This is a genomic window from Candidatus Pseudothioglobus sp. Uisw_050_01, from assembly GCF_048085775.1.
Taxonomy (GTDB): domain Bacteria; phylum Pseudomonadota; class Gammaproteobacteria; order PS1; family Pseudothioglobaceae; genus Pseudothioglobus.
The window spans coordinates 1400412-1423050 of record NZ_CP159804.1 but is presented as its reverse complement, the minus strand read 5'-3'; the positions used below and the strand labels follow the sequence as shown (position 1 = coordinate 1423050).

Annotated in this window: 21 protein-coding genes; 19 read left to right on the top strand and 2 right to left on the bottom strand. The window is 37.7% G+C overall.

What is annotated here, in order from left to right:
* The 6 genes from nuoL to ABXT51_RS07140 are packed head-to-tail and all read left to right on the top strand — an operon-like array spanning position 1 to position 7728.
* Positions 1 to 1962, top strand: a complete 1962-nt coding sequence (nuoL, locus tag ABXT51_RS07165) for an NADH-quinone oxidoreductase subunit L (protein ID WP_416694896.1) — start codon at positions 1 to 3, stop codon at positions 1960 to 1962.
* Positions 1963 to 1971: 9 nt separating this feature from the next.
* Positions 1972 to 3519, top strand: a complete 1548-nt coding sequence (locus ABXT51_RS07160; protein WP_416694894.1) for a complex I subunit 4 family protein — start codon at positions 1972 to 1974, stop codon at positions 3517 to 3519.
* Positions 3519 to 4964, top strand: coding sequence for an NADH-quinone oxidoreductase subunit NuoN (gene nuoN / locus ABXT51_RS07155; RefSeq protein WP_416696311.1), 1446 nt, complete (start codon positions 3519 to 3521; stop codon positions 4962 to 4964). Before ABXT51_RS07160 ends, nuoN begins: the two co-directional genes overlap by 1 nt.
* A 44-nt stretch (positions 4965 to 5008) precedes the next feature.
* Positions 5009 to 5710 (top strand): glycerophosphodiester phosphodiesterase, encoded by a 702-nt coding sequence (locus ABXT51_RS07150; protein ID WP_416686510.1) that lies wholly within the window; start codon positions 5009 to 5011, stop codon positions 5708 to 5710.
* Positions 5703 to 6569, top strand: coding sequence for a DMT family transporter (locus tag ABXT51_RS07145; RefSeq protein WP_416694891.1), 867 nt, complete (start codon positions 5703 to 5705; stop codon positions 6567 to 6569). Before ABXT51_RS07150 ends, ABXT51_RS07145 begins: the two co-directional genes overlap by 8 nt.
* A gap of 16 nt (positions 6570 to 6585) precedes the next feature.
* Positions 6586 to 7728 carry a glycerate kinase gene (locus ABXT51_RS07140; protein WP_416694888.1) on the top strand — a complete coding sequence of 381 codons (1143 nt, stop codon included), beginning with the start codon at positions 6586 to 6588 and terminating at the stop codon, positions 7726 to 7728.
* On the opposite strand, the gene ABXT51_RS07135 is transcribed toward ABXT51_RS07140, so the two are convergent.
* Entirely contained in the window at positions 7725 to 8753 is a 1029-nt protein-coding gene (locus tag ABXT51_RS07135) for a D-2-hydroxyacid dehydrogenase (RefSeq protein WP_416686505.1), read from the bottom strand. The genes ABXT51_RS07140 and ABXT51_RS07135 overlap by 4 nt on opposite strands.
* 6 nt (positions 8754 to 8759) lie before the next feature.
* Positions 8760 to 10130, bottom strand: coding sequence for a Rieske 2Fe-2S domain-containing protein (locus tag ABXT51_RS07130; protein WP_416694886.1), 1371 nt, complete (start codon positions 10128 to 10130; stop codon positions 8760 to 8762).
* Between the two features lie 242 nt (positions 10131 to 10372).
* On the opposite strand from ABXT51_RS07130, the gene ABXT51_RS07125 reads away from it, so the two are divergent.
* The 13 genes from ABXT51_RS07125 (at position 10373) to ABXT51_RS07065 (ending at position 22628) form a co-directional block, all read left to right on the top strand.
* Positions 10373 to 11464, top strand: a complete 1092-nt coding sequence (locus ABXT51_RS07125) for an aromatic ring-hydroxylating oxygenase subunit alpha (RefSeq protein ID WP_416694882.1) — start codon at positions 10373 to 10375, stop codon at positions 11462 to 11464.
* 11 nt (positions 11465 to 11475) lie between these two features.
* Positions 11476 to 11898 carry a lactoylglutathione lyase gene (gloA, locus tag ABXT51_RS07120; RefSeq protein ID WP_416651446.1) on the top strand — a complete coding sequence of 141 codons (423 nt, stop codon included), beginning with the start codon at positions 11476 to 11478 and terminating at the stop codon, positions 11896 to 11898.
* A gap of 11 nt (positions 11899 to 11909) precedes the next feature.
* The gene (locus tag ABXT51_RS07115) at positions 11910 to 12308 is read left to right on the top strand and encodes a cupin domain-containing protein (protein ID WP_416651444.1); all 399 of its coding nucleotides are present in this window, start codon (positions 11910 to 11912) and stop codon (positions 12306 to 12308) included.
* A 7-nt stretch (positions 12309 to 12315) separates the two neighbouring features.
* Complete coding sequence (locus tag ABXT51_RS07110) at positions 12316 to 12867, top strand: Lrp/AsnC family transcriptional regulator (protein WP_416694879.1); 552 nt, start codon at positions 12316 to 12318, stop codon at positions 12865 to 12867.
* A 33-nt stretch (positions 12868 to 12900) separates the two neighbouring features.
* The gene (locus ABXT51_RS07105) at positions 12901 to 14319 is read left to right on the top strand and encodes a glutamine synthetase family protein (protein WP_416694876.1); all 1419 of its coding nucleotides are present in this window, start codon (positions 12901 to 12903) and stop codon (positions 14317 to 14319) included.
* A gap of 122 nt (positions 14320 to 14441) precedes the next feature.
* Positions 14442 to 15335 (top strand): class II glutamine amidotransferase, encoded by an 894-nt coding sequence (locus ABXT51_RS07100; RefSeq protein WP_416694874.1) that lies wholly within the window; start codon positions 14442 to 14444, stop codon positions 15333 to 15335.
* A gap of 2 nt (positions 15336 to 15337) precedes the next feature.
* A complete protein-coding gene (locus ABXT51_RS07095; protein WP_416694872.1) occupies positions 15338 to 16012 on the top strand; it encodes a protein glxC in 675 nt (224 codons plus the stop codon).
* 12 nt (positions 16013 to 16024) lie between these two features.
* Complete coding sequence (locus ABXT51_RS07090; protein WP_416651434.1) at positions 16025 to 17347, top strand: FMN-binding glutamate synthase family protein; 1323 nt, start codon at positions 16025 to 16027, stop codon at positions 17345 to 17347.
* A gap of 43 nt (positions 17348 to 17390) precedes the next feature.
* Positions 17391 to 18704 carry a type III glutamate--ammonia ligase gene (glnT, locus tag ABXT51_RS07085; RefSeq protein ID WP_416694870.1) on the top strand — a complete coding sequence of 438 codons (1314 nt, stop codon included), beginning with the start codon at positions 17391 to 17393 and terminating at the stop codon, positions 18702 to 18704.
* A gap of 45 nt (positions 18705 to 18749) precedes the next feature.
* Positions 18750 to 19760, top strand: coding sequence for an alpha/beta fold hydrolase (locus ABXT51_RS07080; RefSeq protein WP_416696310.1), 1011 nt, complete (start codon positions 18750 to 18752; stop codon positions 19758 to 19760).
* Between the two features lie 8 nt (positions 19761 to 19768).
* On the top strand, positions 19769 to 20104 hold the full coding sequence (locus ABXT51_RS07075) for a tRNA-binding protein (protein ID WP_416694868.1): 336 nt from the start codon (positions 19769 to 19771) through the stop codon (positions 20102 to 20104).
* A gap of 273 nt (positions 20105 to 20377) precedes the next feature.
* Positions 20378 to 21688: an ABC transporter substrate-binding protein gene (locus tag ABXT51_RS07070; RefSeq protein WP_416694865.1), complete on the top strand. Its 1311-nt coding sequence runs from the start codon at positions 20378 to 20380 to the stop codon at positions 21686 to 21688.
* Between the two features lie 79 nt (positions 21689 to 21767).
* Positions 21768 to 22628, top strand: coding sequence for a carbohydrate ABC transporter permease (locus tag ABXT51_RS07065; RefSeq protein ID WP_416694862.1), 861 nt, complete (start codon positions 21768 to 21770; stop codon positions 22626 to 22628).
* The last annotated feature ends 11 nt before the right edge of the window (positions 22629 to 22639 follow it).

The following is a 22639-nucleotide window of genomic DNA, read 5'->3' as shown; positions in this document are numbered from 1 at the left end:
ATGCTTAATATTTATTCTACAATTGTACTAGCGCCGCTAATTGGTTCAATCATAGTTGGACTTGCTGGGAATAGACTCGGACGAAAAGCTTCGCATTCAATTACGATTCTAGGGGTAGCAATCTCTACCGCACTATCACTATATGTTTTTAATCATCACGTTCTAAATGATGGTGAAATTTTTAATCAGAACATCTATACATGGATGCAAATTGGAGGACTCAATATTAGTGTCGGCTTTTTAGTTGATAACTTGACCGCTCTGATGTTGGTGGTGGTTTCATTTGTTTCACTAATGGTGCACATCTACACTATAGGTTATATGCATGATGATAAGGGATACACTAAATTTTTTAGCTACATATCCCTATTTACTTTTGCAATGTTTACACTTGTAATTTCAAATAACTTTATGCAGCTATTCTTTGGCTGGGAGGCTGTTGGTCTGGTTTCATATCTTTTAATTGGATTTTGGCACCATAAGGAATCAGCAGTTCAGGCTAACTTAAAAGCTTTTCTCGTGAACCGGGTTGGTGACTTTGGTTTTCTTTTAGGAATTGCAATGGTCCTGATGTTTTTTGGTACTTTAGATTACGCCGAAACATTCAGTCAAAAAGATCAAATTATTGGACAAACTTTATTTGGAGGCGTCTCTGCTATAACGGTAGTCTGCCTTCTACTTTTTGTAGGAGCAATGGGCAAATCAGCACAGGTTCCTCTGCATGTTTGGCTGCCCGGCTCAATGGAAGGCCCCACTCCGATCTCTGCTTTGATTCATGCGGCAACAATGGTAACGGCTGGTATCTTTATGGTTTCCAGAATGTCACCCTTATTTGAGTTAAGTGATGTTGCACTAACAGTAGTCATGATAATAGGAGCCATAACAGCCCTATTTATGGGTTTACTAGGCATTGTTCAAAATGATATAAAGAAAGTTGTTGCTTATTCCACACTCTCTCAGCTTGGTTATATGACTGTTGCTCTAGGAGTAAGCGCCTACTCAGTTGCAATTTTTCACTTAATGACTCACGCGTTCTTCAAAGCTTTGCTTTTTTTAGCAGCTGGATCAGTAATTGTTGCACTTCATCATGAACAAGATATTCGAAAAATGGGCGGCCTAAGAAAGAAAATGCCAATAACCTACGTTACTTCTCTTTTAGGTACTTTAGCTCTGATCGGCTTTCCTGGCTTCGCAGGGTTTTATTCAAAAGATATGATAATTGAGGCCGTTCATTATTCGGACCTACCTTTTGCTGGGTGGGTTTATTTTGCAGTTGTGCTGGGCGTATTCATTACCGCTTTTTATAGTTTACGACTATTATTTTTAGTATTTCATGGTGAGTCAAGGCTTGATAGTCATACCGAAGCAAATGTTCATGAGACAGCTCCATCAATTACGGTTCCTTTAATATTACTAGCGATACCATCTGTATTGATTGGGTATTTTACAATTGAGCCGATGCTTTTTGGTGGGTGGCTAGAAAACGGAATTTTTATTGATTCTTCTCATCTTGCCGTTTCAAAACTTGAGGATCACTTTCATTCAGCGTTCTCTTTAATAACGCATTCAGTCATGACACTTCCATTCTGGATGATGGTTGGCGGTGGTTTGACAGCATGGGTTTTCTGCATATATCGAACTGACTGGGCAGACCTAATTCAGAGTAAATTCAAACGTATTAATTATGTGTTGAATTCTTTGTATGGTTTTGATCGATTTAATGAAATTGTCTTTGTTCGTGGATCACTGAAAATTGGTAATCTGTTGTGGAAAATTTCAGATATGGCAATCATTGATCAGCTTTTGGTTAATGGGAGTGCTAGATTCGCTCGTTACGTAGGCGCTTTTATTCGACCAGTTCAAACTGGGTATGTCTATCACTATGCATTTTTTATGATAATTAGTTTGATGTTTGTTTTGGGATGGGTTCTTATTGCCTCAGATTATTCATTTTTTAGTTAAGGTAATAGTATGGATTCATTACTAAGTATTTTAATTTGGCTTCCTATATTAGGGGCTGGCTCAGTCCTATTTATAGGAAACAATAGAGCTCAACTTGCCCGCTGGGTAAGCGTTGCTATTTCTGTGATTGTTTTCGTCTTATCAATAAATTTATTTTTAGATTTTGACACTTCAACCTCCTCAATGCAGTTTGTAGAAAAGGTCAGTTGGATTACTCAATTTAATATTTTTTACCATCTAGGTGTTGACGGAATATCAATGCCACTAATTATTCTTACCACCTTTTCAACAATATTAGTAATTGTTGCTGGGTGGGAAGTTATCAAGAATAGAGTGGCAGATTATATGGCAGCTTTTTTAATCATGGAAGGCCTCATAATTGGTGTTTTTTCGTCAATGGACTCCATATTGTTTTATGTTTTTTGGGAGTCATCACTAATACCAATGCTTTTAATTATTGGTGTCTGGGGTGGTCAAAATCGTGTCTATGCCTCGATTAAATTCTTTTTATACACTTTTCTAGGATCAGTATTTATGCTGGTTTCACTTATTTATATGTACAATTTAAGTGGCTCATTCGCAATTTCTGAAATGTACACCTTGCCGCTTACTATGGCTCAGCAGAGTTGGATATTTTGGGCTTTCTTCCTTGCTTTCGCGGTAAAGGTACCTATGTTTCCTGTCCATACATGGCTTCCAGATGCTCACGTCCAAGCACCAACAGGTGGCTCTGTAATCTTGGCAGCTATAATGTTAAAGATGGGTGGTTACGGATTTTTCCGCTTCTCACTGCCTATCACGCCGGATGCATCATCATCATTTGCAACTGTAGTAATCGTTCTCTCTTTGATCGCAATTGTTTATATTGGTTTTGTAGCGCTGGTTCAAAAAGATATGAAAAAATTGATTGCCTACTCGTCAATTTCCCATATGGGCTTTGTTACTTTAGGTGTTTTTGCGTTATTTTCTATTATGAAAATGGGATCAAATGGCGAGCTAATTTCTATTAGTGGAGCAAGTATTGAGAGTGCTTATCTTGGCTTAGAAGGTGCAATGATTCAAATGATTTCTCATGGCTTTATTTCTGCAGCAATGTTCTTAGTTGTTGGCGTGCTGTATGACAGACTTCACTCCAGAGAAATATCTACCTATGGAGGGGTTGTAAACTCAATGCCTAAATTTACAGGTTTTGCTGTTCTATTTGCAATGGCAAATGCTGGCCTTCCTGGAACTTCAGGTTTTGTCGGGGAGTTTATGGTTATTCTTGGAGCTTTACAAGCTAATTTTTGGTTTGCATTTTTGGCTTCAATGACTTTGATTATTGGCGCTGCCTATACATTGTGGATGGTTAAGCGTGTTTTTTGGGGGGAGATAACTAACCCAGAGGTAAGCACTTTGAGCGATATCAATTCTAGGGAATTTGGAATCTTAGCTATTTTAGCTATTGCTGTATTATGGATGGGTTTATACCCACAGCCAGTAATTGAGGTAATGCATGCTTCCATTGTTAATCTTCTTGAGCAAGCACTTACAACTAAACTACCAGTTTTATTATGATGAACTTTAATTTTAATGTTGCAGAACTTCTCTTTGCTTTGCCAGAGTTGTTTTTATTATTTGCAATTTCACTTATATTATTATTTGACCTTTTTGTAAGCCAACGTTTAAAGCAATTTACTTATTACTTGACGCAATTAGCACTTCTAATAACAGGTTTCTTGGCGTTTAATTTAATTGGTGAGAATGCAACGATTTTTTCTGGCACTTTTGTTCTTGATTCTTTAGGCTCAACTTTTAAAGTTTTCATACTTGGGTTTGCAATTATTGCCCTTGTCTATACTCGTCATTATCTTAAGGCACATGAGCTTTTAAGAAATGAGTATTTTATTCTGGCAATGATGTCAATACTGGGAATGATGGTAATGGTTTCTGGACATAGCCTCCTTACTTTGTACTTGGGTTTAGAAATAATGTCACTATCGTTGTATGCACTTATTGCCACAGCAAGAGACAGAGCTAGTGCTATTGAGGCTGCCCTTAAATACTTTGTTCTGGGCGCTATTGCTTCGGGATTATTGCTTTATGGAATGTCCATGATTTATGGAATAAGTGGAAGCCTGGATATTTCCCAGATATCAAGTTTTGCAAGTGCCTCAACTTTGAGCTCTCAGCAAACATTAATTCTTAATTTTGGTTTAGTTTTCTTAGTCATTGGCATTGCTTTCAAACTTGGAGCTGTGCCTTTTCATATGTGGGTTCCAGATGTATATCAAGGATCACCAACTTCAGTTACTATGTTTTTATCAACTGTACCAAAAATTGCCGCGATCGCATTACTGATTCGATTGTTAATTGATGGTTTAGGAGAGCTTCAGCATTACTGGGCAGATCTATTTATGATCTTAGCTGTCCTCTCAATTGCAATAGGATCATTAGTTGCATTAACTCAAACTAATATCAAACGAATGCTTGCTTACTCAACAATATCCCATATTGGTTTTGTGTTGCTAGGTTTTGTTACAGGAGTGGTAGATGGTTATGGCGCTGCAGTCTTTTATGTGCTGGCTTATATCTTAATGAGTTTAGCGGCCTTTGGTTCAATTATTGTTCTAAATAGGAAGGGATTTGAGGCTGATCAAATTTCTGATTTTCAAGGTTTGAGTAAACATTCTCCATGGTTTGCATTAATTATGTTGGTGGTTATGCTTTCAATGGCCGGTGTTCCACCCTTTATTGGTTTTTATTCTAAGTTATTTATTCTTCAGCAAGTGGTTGCAGAGGGCTATGTAATTCTTGCTATAACAGCAGTAATCTTTGCTGTAATAAGTGCTTACTATTATCTGCAAATTATTAAAACAATGTATTTTGATGATGTAGATAAAGAGATACTGGTTTCTGCTCCGTTAGATATGAAGGTTGTGCTTTCTATCAATGGTATTCTTATTCTAGTCGTTGGCTTGATGCCAAGTTTCTGGATGGAGCTATCTGTTTCACTATTCTAAGTTTTTTAAAAAAAGACTGCTAAATTTTTATGTAGAATATCTCAATGATTATTGCACATCGAGGTATTTCATTTGATCTACCAGAAAATTCTTTACCAGCTTTTAATGCCTCTTGGGATAAAGGAGTGGATGGGATAGAAGGTGATTTTCATCTTACCAAGGATGGTGCCATTGTTTGTATTCATGATGATGATACTCAAAGAGTTTGTAATCAAAAGTTAATTGTTAAAGACTCAACTCTTGAAGAGTTAAAGCAACTCAACTTATCTCATAAAATTTCTAATAATTCAAAAGTAAAAATTCCTACTCTAGCTGAAGTGCTTAACGTGTTGCCTTCTGGTAAAAAAATATTTATAGAGATAAAGTGTGGTATTGAGATTATAAGACCCCTAATTAAAGAGCTTTCTCAATCTGAAATACATACCGAGCAAGCTGTGATTATTTCATTTGATGAGAGAGTTATTAAGACTTTTAAATCAGCAGCACCTAATTATAAGGCTTACTGGTTATATTCATATGAGCCGAACTATGACTTAAATAAAATATTAGATGTACTGAATGATATTAAGGCCGATGGCCTCAGTTCAGATAATGAAAACTCAAAAACTTTAATTGACCGAGTTATGGATGCTGGTTTTGAATACCACTCATGGACAATTGATGATATTGATATTGCTAATAAATTGATTAGCTGGAGAGTACAATCTATCACAACAGATAATCCAGGCCAAATCCAAAATGAGTAATAAGATATTTTCAAGTATTTTTACAGCAATTTTATCTGCCTTCTTTTTTTCTCTTGCAGCCACTACTGCTCCCTATTTCTATGGTGTTGGAGGAGGCGTATTTCTTCTTCTTTCTGTTCGCTATGTTAGTACTTTTATTTTTGCAAGTATTTTAAATAAATCACCTAAGAAAATTAAAAGCAAGGCAACACACATTAGATTAATACTAATTAGTATTTTTCAAGCAATTTTTATTGCATCGTATATGTATTCAATAAGCTTGATTCCATTAAGTTTAGCCGTAGTAGTGATTTATACTTTCCCAATTATTACCTTTTTTGTTAACTCAATACTTAAGAGTAGATCCATTGATTTTTTATCAGCTGCCGCACTTCTTGTGTCATTATTTGGCATCTGGATTTTAGTTCAAGGAGATTCAAGTGATTGGAATTTATGGGGCGTTTTTTGGGGCCTTATTGCTTCTCTTGCCCAGGTTACTGTAAATATTTTATCTCGCCATAAAAGTGTAGAATCAGGATGGGGCCTAATTCAATATATTATGGTATTGCCTTCAGTAGTTTTTGTGTTGATATATTTTATAGTCACTTTAGAACCTATAGCTTCAGTATCTTCAGAGATGTTACTTTGGAGTATTCTTTCAGCAATGGGGATGACTGGAGGTATTTACTTTTTCTTTAGGTCAATATCAATTATTGGACCCGTGCGAACCTCAAATGTGATGTACTTAGAGCCTATTTTTACTATTATTTTAGGTGTAATTCTTCTTCAAGATATGCTGGGCATGAATCAGTGGCTTGGTATGTTTATTATTTTTACTGCAACAATCTCACTTGAGAGGTGGGGTAAAAAATATAATTAAGTTAAAGAAGTAAAATATGAAGATATTAATTGCACCTGATTCTTTTAAAGAAACCTTAACAGCTTCTGATGCAGCAAATGCAATTGAGGAAGGTTTTTTAGGTATTTTTCCAGATGCTAATATTTTAAAATTACCGATTGCTGATGGTGGAGAGGGAACAGTTGATGTCTTAGTTACTGCAACCCAAGGCAAGTATTTTTCAACGAAAGTGTCAGGTCCTCTAGGAGAATATATCAATGCCAAGTGGGGTATGCTCGGCAATTCAAAAACAGCAGTAATCGAAATTGCTGAAGCTTGTGGCTTGCAACTAGTTCCACTTAAAAAAAGAAATCCAATGAATACCTCTAGTTTTGGAGTTGGTGAGCTCATACTTGCTGCAATTGATGAAGGCGCTGAGCATATTATTATTGGTTTAGGAGGAAGTGCAACAAATGATGGAGGAATGGGTTTTTTGCAAGCAATTGGAATCCAGTTTTTAGATTCTTTTGGTAAGGAACTCACTGGAGGTGTAGAAAGTTTAAATACACTTTCAGATATTAATATTACTTCTATCGACTCACGCCTCAAAGGAGTCAGTTTTGAGATTGCATGCGATGTGGACAATCCTCTCATTGGACAGCAAGGCGCATCAGTTATTTTTGGATCTCAAAAAGGTGCTGATGAAAAGATGATTAATCAATTAGATACTCTATTGAGTCATTACTCCAGAATCGCTTCCAGTAAATTAAATAATAACCTCTCAATGCACCCAGGGGCAGGTTCAGCAGGTGGCATAGGTTATGGTTTTCTTGCTTTTTTAAAGGCGGATCAAAAAAGTGGGGTACAAATTATTCTTGAAAAACTTAATTTTGAGCAACATCTACCAACTACAGATCTTGTAATAACAGGCGAAGGTAGGTTTGATAGTCAAAGTCTTAGAGGTAAAGCTCCAATGGGAGTAATTGATTATGCAAGAAAGCATAAATGCAGTATCTTTGTCATTGCAGGTAGTGCAGAGAATGATGAAATACTGGAAAATAAATATGATATCGACAAGGTATTTAGTATTATTTCTAATGACCTATCATTTGAACAGTCAATTGCAAATCCCAATGATAGTCTAATGGCTACTGCAAAAAAAGCAGCCCAGCACTATAAAAAATATTATTTAAATCTTTAATATCCTAGATCAGGGTTTATTAAATTATTTAATTTTTCATCAGCAATGTATCTTTGCATATTCATTAGAACGAGATCGAGTGTTAGAGGAATATATGTATCACCATCATCAGCAGATATATGCGGCATAACCATTAAGTTCGGTGTGTCCCATAATATTGAATTTGAAGGGAGTGGCTCAGGATCAAAAACATCAATAATAGCAGCCTTGATGTGACCAGAATTTAAGTTCTCTACAAGAGCATCATAGTCCATTGTGGCAGCCCTTCCAACATTAACAATACCTACTCCTGGCTTCATTAATGATTGACGCCTTTTATCTAATAAATTAAATGTTTCAGTTGTATTCGGTGTAGACATAAAAATGTAATCAGCTGCAGGGAGTACTTCATCTAATTTATCTACCTTAACCATTTGATCGACGCCTTCTAAAGGCATCCCATGACGACTTACCCCAATTACTTTCATGCCCAATAATTTGCATTTTTTTGCAGCAGCATGCCCTATATTGCCTGTACCTATAACCAGCAATGTCTTACCTAATATTGGAGATGAATAGAGAGATTCCCAATGCTTGTTTTGTTGATTTTGAATGATTTCAGGGATATGCGTATGCAACATTAGCACACTCATTAGACCAAACTCCCCTGCTTTTGCTGAGTGCACGCCCCGATTATTAACAACTGAAACGTGTTCTGGCACCCAGTCCATTGGACATAAATGTTCTACCCCTGCACCAATAATATGAATCCATCGAAGTTTAGGCGCAATTTCAGCAAGATTCTCAGTAGGAAAATCCCAGCACACAAGAACCTCAGCAGTCTTCATGGATTCATAAAAGTTCTCTAAATCCCAATCAAAAATTGGCTCAATTTTGTTTTTTAAATCAGGGTAGCTTTCAATTGCATTATCAAACCTTTCTTTGGTAATAGCAAAAACACTTTCCCCTTCAATAGTTGGTGGGAATGAATCAGGGTCAGCATGATTACTCTTAAAATGAACTCTTATTTTATTATCACTTGCCATAGGTATTTATTTATTGGTATTTGAAGTTTCTCTTGATTGTATTTCTTTTAATTTTTTCGTAACTATTTTAACTCTCTCTTCTTCAACCTTTCCATCGACTTCAAATTGAATTTGAACGAATTCATGTGCAAGTTTACTTAAGAAGGAATTGTCTTCCAAATTACTCGCTGGAATATTAAGGACAGAATCACCTCCATAAGTTGGAACTGGCAATCCATTAATGCCACTTGCTAGATATGGTTTTTTGCCAGAGGCAACAGTTTTTATTTGCTCTCTAATTCTCTGACGCATCATTGCAACTCCTTGATCACTAGGTAATAAATTTTCATTTTTATGGATATTTATTGGACCCATACCTTCGCATGCTTCTCGGTCTGCAGGAAATCTTTGACGTTCTTTGTAGGGGCGATCAAAAATTTCACCCTGTTCAATTAGTTCAGGACCCTCTGGAGTGTTAAATTCCTGTGGATCTCCTCTCTCCCCAAAATTAGCCCAGGCATAGCAGATAGTTGTTTCATCGTCGATTGGAACAACCCATCGTGTAAATGAACTTCTACCATAGTGTATTTGCTTTGTTCCATCTACAGCAAAAGCTGCACCTGCTTGAGTAAAGTTTGGCAAAACGACTTCGTTAATCCTAAACCAAATATTGTCACCAACTCTCCTGGTATTGCAGCCTAAAATCCAACTATCACGCTCAAAAAAATCAATCTGTCCAACTTCTCCAAAGCCTTCTGAAAACTGTTTTCGACTCATATTTGAATGAAGGAAAGAGGTGTGAATTGGATCAACTATAGCATCCAAAACCTGAAGCCAGTTGCAATTGAAGGGTGCCTTATAGGGCACCATTTCCATATCTTTAAAATTTAGGCTGTCATACATTGGAAATTCAGGTTTTTCATCAATTGGCCCAAGATAGGCAAAAATTAAACCTTTAAATTCATAAGTTGGATAGGCGCCAAGTCGAACCCTTTGTTTAATAATGTCAGCTATATGTGCAGGCTGGCCAGGAACATCTAATAATGTTCCATCAATACCAAAGTGCCATCCATGGTAGCAACATTGAATTCCTGTTTCTTGACAAATACCAAATTCAAGAGAAGCTTGCCTATGAGGGCATTGTTTATGAACCAATCCTAATTGATTGCTTTTGTCTCGAAATAGAACAAGCTCTTCACCCAGAATTTTTATTGATACAGGAAGATCATCGAGTTCAGAAGAGATAAAAACTGGCTGCCAGTATCTTCTAAGGTATTCACCTGCTGGCGATCCAGGACCAATACGTGTAATTACATCATCAACATCTTTTGAGTGGATTAATCCATGCCCTGAATATCCTTTCAATTCAACCTCGAAGTCACTTCCTTTAATGCCCATATTGCATCTTCTCCTGATTAAAAGTGTTAATTAAAGTTACAAATAATACCAAATTAATACGAATGTTAACAGTAAATAATTTTTATGATTATTACATATTAATTATTTTTAATCGAATAAATAGCTGTATTGGTAACTTATTCTTTAATTTATTACATTTAATGTAATAATTAGGTTTATAATTTTTCTCATTATCATTTGTTTCATTTATTTTTTGAGGTACTACAATTAATAAACTTAACATGTCATCTTTTTTTGAGAAAGGCAAGCTTAAGCATGGACTGCCCTCATCTGCCTATACTAGTGCTGATTTTTTTCGCACTGAGTGCGATACCGTGTTTACCAATAATTGGGTTTTTGTAGGTTTTGCCCATGAGCTAAATGAGCCAGGGGATGCAAGACCAATTATGGTTGCTGGTCAGCCAGTAGTCTTAATTAAAAATAATGAAGGAAAAATTTCAGCTTTCCATAATGCATGCTCTCATCGATGTTTGAAGTTAGTTGATGAGCCAATGAATGTTGGCAAGATGTTATCTTGCCCCTATCATGCATGGACGTACAGTCTTGATGGTGATCTTTGTGCTACGCCGTTCTTTGGTGGCAAAGAGCATCAGCCAGAAGGCTTTGAAATGTCAAATCATAATCTTAAATCAATAAAAATAGCTATTTGGCAAGATTGGATTTTTATTAATTTAAGTGGCAATGCTGCCAATTTTGAGGATTATGCAGCTCCTCTTATTCAAAATTTTAGTGATATAGATTTTCAAAAAGTGAAGCCTGTAGCTACTTTGGATTTTGGTGAGATTTCTACGAACTGGAAATTTCTTATGGAAAATTTTATAGAGCCTTACCATGTTCAATTTGTCCATCGTACAACAACAAATCAGCCTCTTGAGGATCATTACACAATTGTTGATGGCGTTTGCCTAGGAAGCGCTATTGATCTAGATGATGATGATAAGGTAAAGGGGAGTTTGTCTGTAAGTTCAAGATACTTAACTCTTTTTCCAAATTTTATAATTGGTCGTTATGCTCCTGATCAAATTGGAGTCTATTTGAATGTTCCAGTTGATGAAGGTCATACGCATCAAAAAAGGGTTATCTACACCACAGAAGGCGAGAGCGTTTCAATTAAAGAGGTTGATGAAATGAAAAAGTTATGGTGGGATGTCCACAAAGAAGATCATGCAATTTGTGAAAGGATGCAGCTTGGGAGAGCGTCTCCAGTTTCAAAAGATGGTGGTATGTTGTCACCTCACTGGGAAGATAGTGTTCGCGCTTTTCAAGAAATGATTGCAGAAGCCGTTACTAGCCCACCAAAAAATAATAAATAAAGGAGAATTTAATGACCGATACAAGTTTTAATAGTGACTTTAGATTAGCACATACGATGATGAGAGTTCTTGACTTAGAAAAGTCACTTCATTTTTATTGTGACATTTTAGGTATGCAAGTGCTAAGGCGAACTGATTACCCGGGGGGAAGATTTACAAATGCATTTGTAGGTTATGGCCCTGAAATTGAATTTCCCGCGCTGGAGCTAACCCATAACTGGGATCAAGAAGAGCACTATGACAAAGGTAATGGATGGGGACACATTTGCATTGAAACGCCAGATGTATACAAAGCTGTTGAAGACCTAGAGGCTGGAGGCGCCAAAATCATTAGTCCAGCTAAACCTATGAATGCTGGAACTCGAATACTTGCATTTATTGAAGATCCAGATGGATATGTCGTAGAACTTAATGAAAAACTTAACTTAACTTAAAAGGGATAAAAATGAGTAATAAACCACAACTATATAAATTTGGTGACATTGAGCACCGTTTACACACTTTAGAGCCAGGACAAAGCTATATCAAGCCTTTTGTTACTAGTGCAGTTAGTGACACGATGTGCGGCGGTTTGAATTTTTTAAACCAAGTATCTGTGCCATGGGAGTTAACATGCGATGAGATTATTTATTGTATGGAGGGGACGTTTAGATTAACGTGTGATGGCGAGTCTTATAACTGCAATCCAGGTGATGTCCTTTATATCCCTAAAGATAACTCAATAGCTTATGAGTGTGATGAAAAATGCGTAATATTCTATGCCGCCTATCCTCATGACTGGAAGCAACAAGCAGGCATTACTTTTGTGCCTGGAATAGATCCAGAAGACATGCCTCAAAACTAGGATTTAAATGAGTAATTCAAGTAATCATATAGTGCACCTAAGTCAATCTAATGATAGTAATGATAGCGATCAACTTCCGCGTGTTCCAACTAGGGATACGCTAAAAGATAAATTGAACCAACGAATCATTGATATGCTTGAGATTGATGGACGAAAGCCATTTAACGAAATTGCTAAGTCACTGGAAATCTCTGAAGGGACTGTTAGGAATCGTGTGAATCGCATGAAAGATGCAGGTGTCTTGCAAATCAAAGCATTGGTAGATCGCTCTGCTATAAATTATGCAACAGATTCGATGCTTGGAATAAAAGTTGCTTCAACTTCTAGCCCTACTGAGGTTGCTAAACGTCTTCAAGATTGCAATGAGATAGTCTTTATTATCTGGGTCACAGGTCGATATGATCTTTTAGTAGAAATTGCCTCTGAAGGAGATGAGACCCTTACTAGGTTTCTAGATGAACATTGTTTTAATAACGGTGATATAAAGGATGTTGAGGTAATGAAAGGCCTGGCAACATATAAAAATCAATTTTTATTAAAATCGCAAGAAAAATTATAAATATTTAATAAATTCATAAATAAGGAGAAGAATATGGCAAAGATTTATCACACAACAATGGCAGATGCCCTGCCATCAAAGAAACGTGTTGCAGAGGAAAAAGCTCGATTAGAAAAAGCAGGCGTAAAGTACATTCTGTCGTGCTGGATTGATATGCTCGGCCTTCCTAAAACAAAGCCAATTCCTATGAAGGAGTTTGAAGCATTGTGTGCAGGAAAGGGCCCTCAATTTGCGGTTCATTCAGTTTCTTTTGTTCCTGAATTAGGGCCTAATGACTCAGATCAAATCCCTGTACCTGATTTAGATAGCTTGGTAATTTGTCCATGGGATAAGACGTGTGTATGGGTTTTTTCAGATTTATGGTGGGAAGGTAAGCCTTATAACTTGTGCCCTCGTCAAACTCTTAAAAGAGCAGTACAAAAAGCAGATGACGCTGGATATAAAGCCTTTTGTGGTATTGAGCCAGAATTTATTGCAATGCGATGGGAAGATGGTCAGCCTGTTAAGGCTTTTGATGATGACCCATTACCAGGTGACGGCTTACGTCCTCGCAGACAAGCTTTTGGATACGATGTTGAGTATTCAATTGATTCAATGGAATTCCTCAAAGAATTAATTGATACTGTTAATGATTTAGGCTGGGATATGAAGGATGTGGTTTGTGAGGGCGCCTACTCACAGTTTGAGCTTGACTTCACTTATACAGATATTCTTCAGATGGCAGATCGATTAGTTTTCTTAAGGGTTCTTCTTAAAGAGGTTGCTAAAAAGTATGGGATGTTTATTACCTTTATGCCAAAGCCAACGATTGGTGATTGGAGGTCTGGAGCGCATATTAATTTTAGTATGACGAGTAACTTGGATAACAAAAATGTTTTTGAAGGTAAGGATGGAAAATTCTCTGATACAGCTTATCATGTAGTTGGTGGATTGCTAAAGCATGCAACAGAAATTACTGCTATTGCTTGTTCAACGGTAAACTCATATAACGGTTTGGTTCCAATAGTTGGTGGATTTGAAGGAGGAGTCTATACATGGGCGCCGACAACAATGGCCTATGGAGATAATAATCGATCTTGCATGATTCGACTCCCTCAAAACCGGTTTTGTATCGAGAATCGTGCTGCTGACATGTGCATGAATCCATACCTATCCTTAGCACTTACAACAGCTGCAGCTTTGGATGGAATTAAGAATAAGATTGATCCAGGTGATCCTTTAAATATAAACTTATATACATTAAGTCCTGAAGAAATGAAGGAAGCAAACATTAAATCTTTACCTCGTAATCTTTTAGAGGCAATTGAGGCTTTAAATGAGGATGATTTTGCAAGAGAAGTTTTAGGTGATTCAATGCTCCTTCAATTTTTCTCTTATAAGAAAGATGAGTGGGATCGATATCATCAGGCTGTTACAAACTGGGAAGTTGAGGAGTTTTTAAGGCTCTATTAAGCCAGATTTTTTATCAAAAGATAATAGATAAAAGCGTTAATCGTTTTTTTTCATTTAAACTATTGCCCTTGAGTTCATGTCATGCATGAATACAGGGGCTATAATAATTTTTTGGAGTTTTTATGTGTGGAATTGTAGGACTTTTTATTAAAAATCAAGCTCTAGAGTCTCAATTAGGTGCGCTTGTAGCACCAATGCTCAGTGAGATGACTGAGAGAGGGCCAGATAGCGCAGGTATTGCCGTTTATCGTAATCCTCAAGAGAATGGCTGTAAGATTACTGTCCTTGCTCAGCACCAAGACTTTGATTGGGGTGCTTTAGAGGCTACAATAAGTAATCATTTTTCTTTAAGAGATATTACAGTAACCCGCAATCATGCAGTTTTGAGTCTAGATTCTGAAATTGATGATGTTCAAGTTTGGATGAGAGATAACTGGAGTGATCTTAGTATTACAAGTGCAGGAACAAATATTGAGATCTTTAAAGGTAAAGGTAACCCAGCTGAGTTTATTGATCAGTTTGATATTAAAAGTATGACTGGCACTCACGCACTTGGTCATACCAGAATGGCAACAGAAAGTGCAATTACAACAGAGCACTCCCACCCTTTCTCAACAGGCCAGGATTTATGTCTTGTGCATAATGGCTCTTTATCAAACCATAACAGATTACGTGAAACTTTACGAAAAAAAGGTGTTCATTTCAAAACCGATAATGATAGCGAAGTTGCTGCTGGATATTTGAGCTGGCGCTTAAGTGAGGGGGATGATCTAGATCAAGCCTTGAATCATGCCATAGAGGATTTAGATGGATTCTATACCTTTGCAATTGGAACCAGGGATGGTTTTGCAGTTATGCGTGATCCAATTGGTTGTAAGCCAGCAATTATGGCAGAAACTGATGATTGGGCTGCGATGTCTTCTGAATATCGTGCTATTGCAACTTTGCCAGGCGCTGAAAATGCGCGCATTTGGGAGCCTGAACCAACTCAGATTTATAGCTGGAAAAGGAGTTAATAATGACTGAAATTAATTTAGAAAAAAGCACTATTAGAGAGCTTAATGAAGCATTGCAGGCAGGGTCTTCTGGTGATAAATTTTCTGTAAATAATACTGTTGGAAAGCATGCTCTTTCAGTTGGTCTTACAACAAAGGTAGATGTTGAAATTAATGGACATGTTGGCTACTATTGCGCTGGTATGAATCAACAGGCCAATATAATAATTAATGGAAATGCTGGGCCAGGTTTAGCTGAAAATATGATGTCTGGTCAGGTACGTGTTACTGGAAATGCCTCTCAATATGCTGCTGCAACAGCACATGGTGGACTATTAGTTATTGAGGGAGATTCAAGTTCACGATGTGGAATTTCGATGAAAGGTGTAAATATTGTTGTTGGCGGTAATATTGGACATATGAGTGCGTTTATGGCGCAATCTGGATGCTTAGTCGTTTGTGGAGACGCTGGAGATGCTCTAGGTGATTCAATTTATGAAGCCAAAATTTATGTTCGAGGTAAAGTCAAAAGCCTAGGTACAGATTGTATCGAAAAAGAGATGCGAGATGAGCATAAGAAAGAGCTTCAGCAATTACTAAGCCAATCAAAAATGAGTCATGGGGTTGAAGAATTTCGACGTTATGGTTCTGCGCGCAAATTATATAATTTTGACATTGACCAAGTCGATGACTACTAAGGAGGTCAGATTATGAGCAAAGATAATCCAACATTAATAGAGTCTGCAACTTTTCCTCGGCATGTGATTGCGGAAATTCAGCGTGCAGCTAAAACAGGAATTTATGATATTCGTGGATTTGGTGCTAAAAGAGATATTCCTACATTTGACGATTTAGTATTTCTTGGTGCTTCAACTTCTCGCTATCCATTAGAGGGCTATAGAGAAAAATGCACAACTGAGGTCATTTTAGGTAATAGGTTTGCAAAAAATCCTATTCATTTAAAAACACCAATCACAATTGCAGGCATGAGCTTTGGCTCCCTTTCAGCTCAAGCCAAAGAATCGCTTGGAAGAGGCGCGACTATAGCAGGCACTAGCACAACTACAGGGGATGGCGGAATGACTCCAGAAGAAAGAGGGCATTCTAAAACTTTAGTTTACCAATACTTGCCTTCAAGATATGGGATGAATCCAGATGACTTAAGGAAGGCTGATGCAATCGAAATTGTTTTGGGTCAGGGTGCAAAGCCGGGAGGCGGAGGCATGCTATTGGGGCAAAAAATTTCTCCTAGAGTAGCACAAATGCGAAATCTTCCAGAAGGAATAGATCAGAGATCTGCTTGTCGTCATCCAGATTGGACGGGTCCAGATGATCTTGAAATCAAGATACAGGAATTACGTGAAATAACAAACTGGGAAAAACCGATCTATGTCAAAGTTGGAGCGACGCGAGTTTTTTATGATGTCACCCTTGCTGTAAAGGCAGGCGCTGACGTTGTTGTTGTTGATGGCATGCAAGGAGGAACTGCAGCAACACAAGATGTTTTCATTGAGCACGTTGGAATACCGACGCTTCCAGCAGTTCGAATGGCTGTTGAAGCTCTCCAAGAAATGGATATGCATCGTAAGGTACAGCTGATCGTTTCTGGCGGTATTCGAAGTGGGGCAGATGTTGCAAAGGCCTTAGCTTTGGGTGCGGATGCAGTTTCAATAGGTACTGCTGCATTAATTGCTCTGGGCGACCAAAGCCCTGAATTTGATGATGAATATAAAGAGATAGGTTCAGCAGCAGGTTTTTGGGATGACTATCAGGCGGGAAATGATCCAGCTGGCATTACGACTCAAGACCCTGAGCTTGCAAAGAGATTAGATCCAATTCTAGGTGGCCGACGACTTGCGAATTATATAAATGTTCTTACGCTTGAATTGCAAACATTGGCCCGTGCATGCGGTAAGAGTCATGTGCATAATTTAGAGCCAGAGGATATGGTAGCATTAACTATGGAGGCAGCTGCGATGGCTGGCGTTCCCCTAGCTGGTACTAATTGGATTCCAGGTAAGGGTGGAATATAATTACTAATTTAATAAAAATAATAACGAATAAATAGGAGAAATTATGGCCACTAAACTTAGTAAAGTAGCTGCAGATAAAGGTATTGAATATTTTCTTATTAGCTTTGTAGATCTTTTTGGAAGTTTGCGTTCTAAGTTGGTTCCTGCAAGGGCCATTGATGGAATGCAAAAAGATGGAGCGGGTTTTGCAGGATTTGCAGCCTGGTTAGATATGACGCCTGCACATCCCGATATGTTTGCTATTCCAGATCCTGATAGTCTTATCCAGTTGCCTTGGAAGCCAGAAATTGCTTGGTTAGCCTCAGATTTATGGATGGATGGTAAGCCTGTTGAGGCTTCTCCGCGAGTTGCATTAAAGAAGCAATTGGCAGAAGCTGAAAAGCAGGGTTTTAGAATGAAAACAGGTGTTGAGTGTGAATATCATCTCATCAATGAAGATGGAACTGATATTGCTGATGAGAAAGATACTCAAAGCAAACCTTGTTATGATCAGCAAGCCTTAATGCGCCAATATCCAGTTATCAAGCAAATTTGTGACAGCATGATTGAGTTAGGTTGGGGTCCATATCAAAATGATCACGAAGATGCTAATGGTCAATTTGAAATGAACTGGGATTTTGATGATGCTCTAAAAACTGCTGATCGCCAAGTATTTTTTAAATTTATGGTGAAATCAATCGCCGAGCTTCATGGCATGCGCGCAACATTTATGCCAAAACCTTTTAGTCATCTTACGGGTAATGGCTGCCACTCTCATGTCTCAATATGGAATCTAGATGGTTCTCAAAATTTATTTAATGGTGAAAATGATAGCCGAGGTTTAGGATTGTCATCTCTTGCGTATCAGTTTTTAGGTGGGATTATGCATAGCGCAGACCGCTTAACTGCCATCTTTAACCCAACTGTAAATAGTTATAAACGTATTAATGCTCCAAGAACAGTTTCTGGTGCAACGTGGTCTCCTAGCTCAATCACTTATGGTGGAAATAATCGTACTCATATGATTCGAGTTCCAGACTCAGGTCGTTTTGAATTACGATTAATGGATGGCGCAGCAAATGCTTATTTAATGCAGGCAGCAATACTTGCTTGCGGTCTTGATGGCATTGCTGGCAAACGTGACCCAGGGGATCCACTTGATATAAATATGTATGAGCTTGGAAAAGACATCGAGGGCTATAAGCAACTGCCGCGTAATTTACTTGATGCGCTCAGATTACTTGAAAATTCAGATGTTCTTAGAGAAAGACTTGGAGACAGCATAATTGATGCTTACATAAAATTAAAGCATACAGAGTGGAGTGGTTATGCCTCCCATCTGACTCAATGGGAGAGGGATAATACTTTAGATTGTTAGGCGCAAAATTTAATGATTTTCTTATAACTATAATGAAACTTTGTGATGGATTATGAAAAGTTTGAGCTAGGTGATGTTTCTCTTTTATCAGGAGAGGAGTTAAATTCAGCCTTTTTAATTTACAAAACTTATGGAAAGCTGAATAAAGGTAAAGATAATGTTGTTGTTATGCCTACTTTTTACACTGGCTCACATCAAAGAAATGAGGGCTTTTTTGGTGAAGGTAGGGCAATTGATCCGGCAAAACATTTTATTGTTTCAATTAACTTATTTGGAAACGGACTCTCCTCTTCACCGAGTAATTCAAAATCGCCTCAAGATGGCCCAAGATTCCCGCGTATTTCTCTTTGGGATAATATTGCTTGTCAGTACAAGCTATTAAAAGAGCATTTAGGTGTCGAGAAAATTGCGCTAGTGACTGGCTGGTCAATGGCAGGTTGTCAGGCTTATCAATGGGCTGCACAGTACCCTAATTTTGTTAAAGCAATTTTGCCTTTTTGTGCTTCAGCTAAAACATCCCCTCATAATCATGTATTCCTGGAAGGGGTAAAGGCGGCACTTTGTGCGGACCAAAATTGGAATAATGGTGATTATTCTTCTCCTCCAGTTGCTGGCCTTAAGGCATTTGCAAGAGTTTACGCAGGTTGGGCATTTTCACAAACTTTTTATCGTAACTCTCTATATAAAGAGATTGGATATGACTCCTTTGAAGATTTACTTGTCGATTGGGAGGAAGATCATTCTAAGAATTGGGATGCCAATAATCTCCTTTGTAAGCTTGATACTTGGCAGACTAGTGATATCAGTGTTGGCCCAATATATAACGGAAACATAGAGATGGCGTTAAATGCTATTAAGGCCAAAACTATCTTGATGCCCTGTATGCATGATCTTTACTTCCCACCTGAAGATAATGAAATTGAAGCAGGCTATATAAATGGTGCTGATTTTCGACCATTTGATTCTCCATGGGGCCACTGTGCAGCAAATCCTGGAAATGATCCTGACTTCACAGCTGAACTTGAGCGTGCCATTAATGAATTACTTGAAGAGTAAAGACTGAGATGACAATTACATGGCAAGATTTCGAAAAAGTTGACATACGGATTGGTACTATTGTTGAGGTTAAGGATTTTCACAAAGCAAGAAATCCAGCCTTCATATTGCATGTTGATTTTGGAGTAGAAATTGGATTAAAAAAATCCAGCTCTCAAATTACAGATCTTTATACCAAGGATCAATTGCAAGGCAAACAAGTTATTGCAGTTGTAAATTTTGAACCAAAACAAGTTGGACCTATTATGAGTGAATGTTTGGTGCTAGGATTTTATCGCCAAGATAACTCAGTTGTTTTGGCCACAAATGATCTACCTATTAGTAATGGTTCTCGACTTTTATAATAGACTTACGATCTAATTCTTTACTGATACTAATCCAACCAATAAATATAGAAATATTCAGTATTGAATCTAATTTGTATCATAATGGTTTTAAACTATAATCTATTAGAAAGTAATTGTTTTTTGTATCACTTTGAGCCATAATAGTATTATATAAACAATATAGTATTAGTTTTAGGCTTTTTTACATTAGATTTGTATAATATTGAGGTGTATATTCCTAATTTCATAACTGGGTTTTCAGCTATGTTAAATAATGGAAGGGAGAAATAAATGAAGAAAAATATAAAAATCTTGGCCGGTAGTGCGATTCTTGCTGTTGCAAGTTCTGCTGCTGTTCAAGCTGGCGAGTTAACAGTCGCTACAGTGAATAATGGTCATATGATCACTATGCAAAGTCTAACAGGACACTTTGAAAAAGATAATCCAGGAATTAAAGTTAACTGGGTGACTTTAGATGAGGGTACGTTGCGTCAACGCGTAACAACAGACATTGCTACTAAAGGTGGTCAGTTTGATGTTATGACAATTGGTATGTACGAAGCTCCAATGTGGGGTGCAAAAGGTTGGTTACATTCTTTAGAGTTTGGCTCTAGTTATGATGTAGACGATCTTCTACCTGCAATGCGAAATGGATTATCAGCTAATGGTAACTTATATGCAGCACCATTTTATGGTGAGAGCTCTATGATTATGTATCGTAAGGACTTGTTAGATGCAGCTGGTATGAGTATGCCTGATAACCCTACTTGGGGTCACGTCCAAGACGCAGCAGCAGCAATGACTGACAAAGCTAATGGTGTTTATGGTATCTGTTTACGTGGTAAGCCAGGTTGGGGTGACAATATGGCATTCTTAACTACAATGGCTAACTCGTTTGGTGCGAGATGGTTTGATGAAGAGTGGAAGCCTCAGCTTGATTCACCAGCTTGGAATCATGCAGTTAATTTCTATGTTGATTTATTAACTCATTATGGCCCTCCAGGATCATCAGGTAACAGCTTTAATGAGATCTTAGCTTTGATTAACGAAGGTAAGTGTGGTATGTGGATTGATGCAACTATTGCGGCTTCTTTTGTATCAGACCCAAGTCAATCTAAAGTTGCTGATGTAATTGCTTATGCACAAAGTCCAGTAGCTGTAACCCATCGTGGTGCTAACTGGTTATGGGCATGGGCTCTAGCTGTTCCAGCTGGAACACAGCAATCTGATGATGCTCTTAAGTTTGTTGAGTGGGCTACTTCTAAAGAATACATTAATCTTGTAGGCGAAGAGAAGGGCTGGGGAAGTGTTCCTACAGGTACACGTTCAAGCACTTACCAAAATATGAAATTCCTAGCTGCAGCAAATTTTGCTGAAGCGGAAATGAAAGCTATTTTGTCGGCTGATCCTTCAAACAGTACGCAAGAGCCAACACCATACCAAGGTGTTCAGTTTGCATCAATTCCTGAGTTTCAGGCTATTGGTACTGCTGTAGGCCAACAAATGAGTGCTGCTTTGGCAGGTACGATTTCTGTTGAAGATGCTCTTGCTGCATCGCAAAAAGCGGCAGAAAGAGAAATGATTAAGGCCGGTTACTACTAGAGAGTAATAACCATTTAAACGGGTCAGTTTTGCTATAAAACTGGCCCGTTTTTTTTAATATCTACTGGGGTTTTTTTTAATGAAGTTCAGCGTTTCAAAAGCATTACAAGCTCCAAGTGTCATTCTTCTTCTTCTGTGGATGATTGTCCCACTAAGCATGACAATATATTTTTCATTCATGCGTTACAACTTGCTTTATCCAGAGCGCTATGGCTTTAATGGGCTTTCGAATTACGATTTCTTTTTAACAGATCCAGCATTATTTAGCGCAGTCACAAACAGTATTACTTTGGTTGGAAGTATTATTGCAATATCAGTCATTTTAGGCCTGGGTATTGCTTTGTTATTGCAAGAAACCTTTAAAGGCCGAGGGATTGTAAGGGTTTTACTAATATCTCCTTTTTTCATAATGCCGACAGTCAATGCGTTAATTTGGAAGAACATGTTTATGAATCCGGTTTATGGCCTTTTTGCATTCGTCAGTGGAATTTTTGGCTGGCCAGTTGTTGACTTCTTATCAGACTTTCCTTTATTGTCAATTATTATTATGTTGAGCTGGCAATGGACTCCATTTGCTTTACTTATTTTTATGACTTCACTCCAATCTATGGATACAGAGCAGGTTGAAGCTGCTGAACTGGAAGGTGCTGGCTTTTGGTCAAAGTTTCGTTATCTAACCTTGCCACATTTGGGCAGAGCTATTGGTGTTGTTGTAATGATTCAGGCTATTTTTCATCTCTCAATTTTTGCAGAAATTTTTGTGACAACCGGAGGTGGACCCGGTTATGACAGTACAAATACAACTTTTTTAATTTTTACTCAAGCACTTCTTCAATTTGATGTAGGCGTTGCTTCCGCAGGAGGCGTTTTTGCAATTGTGGTTGCTAACATTATTGCTTATTTCTTAATTAAGACAGTTGCTAAGGGAATGGCTAAATGAACATAAGTTAT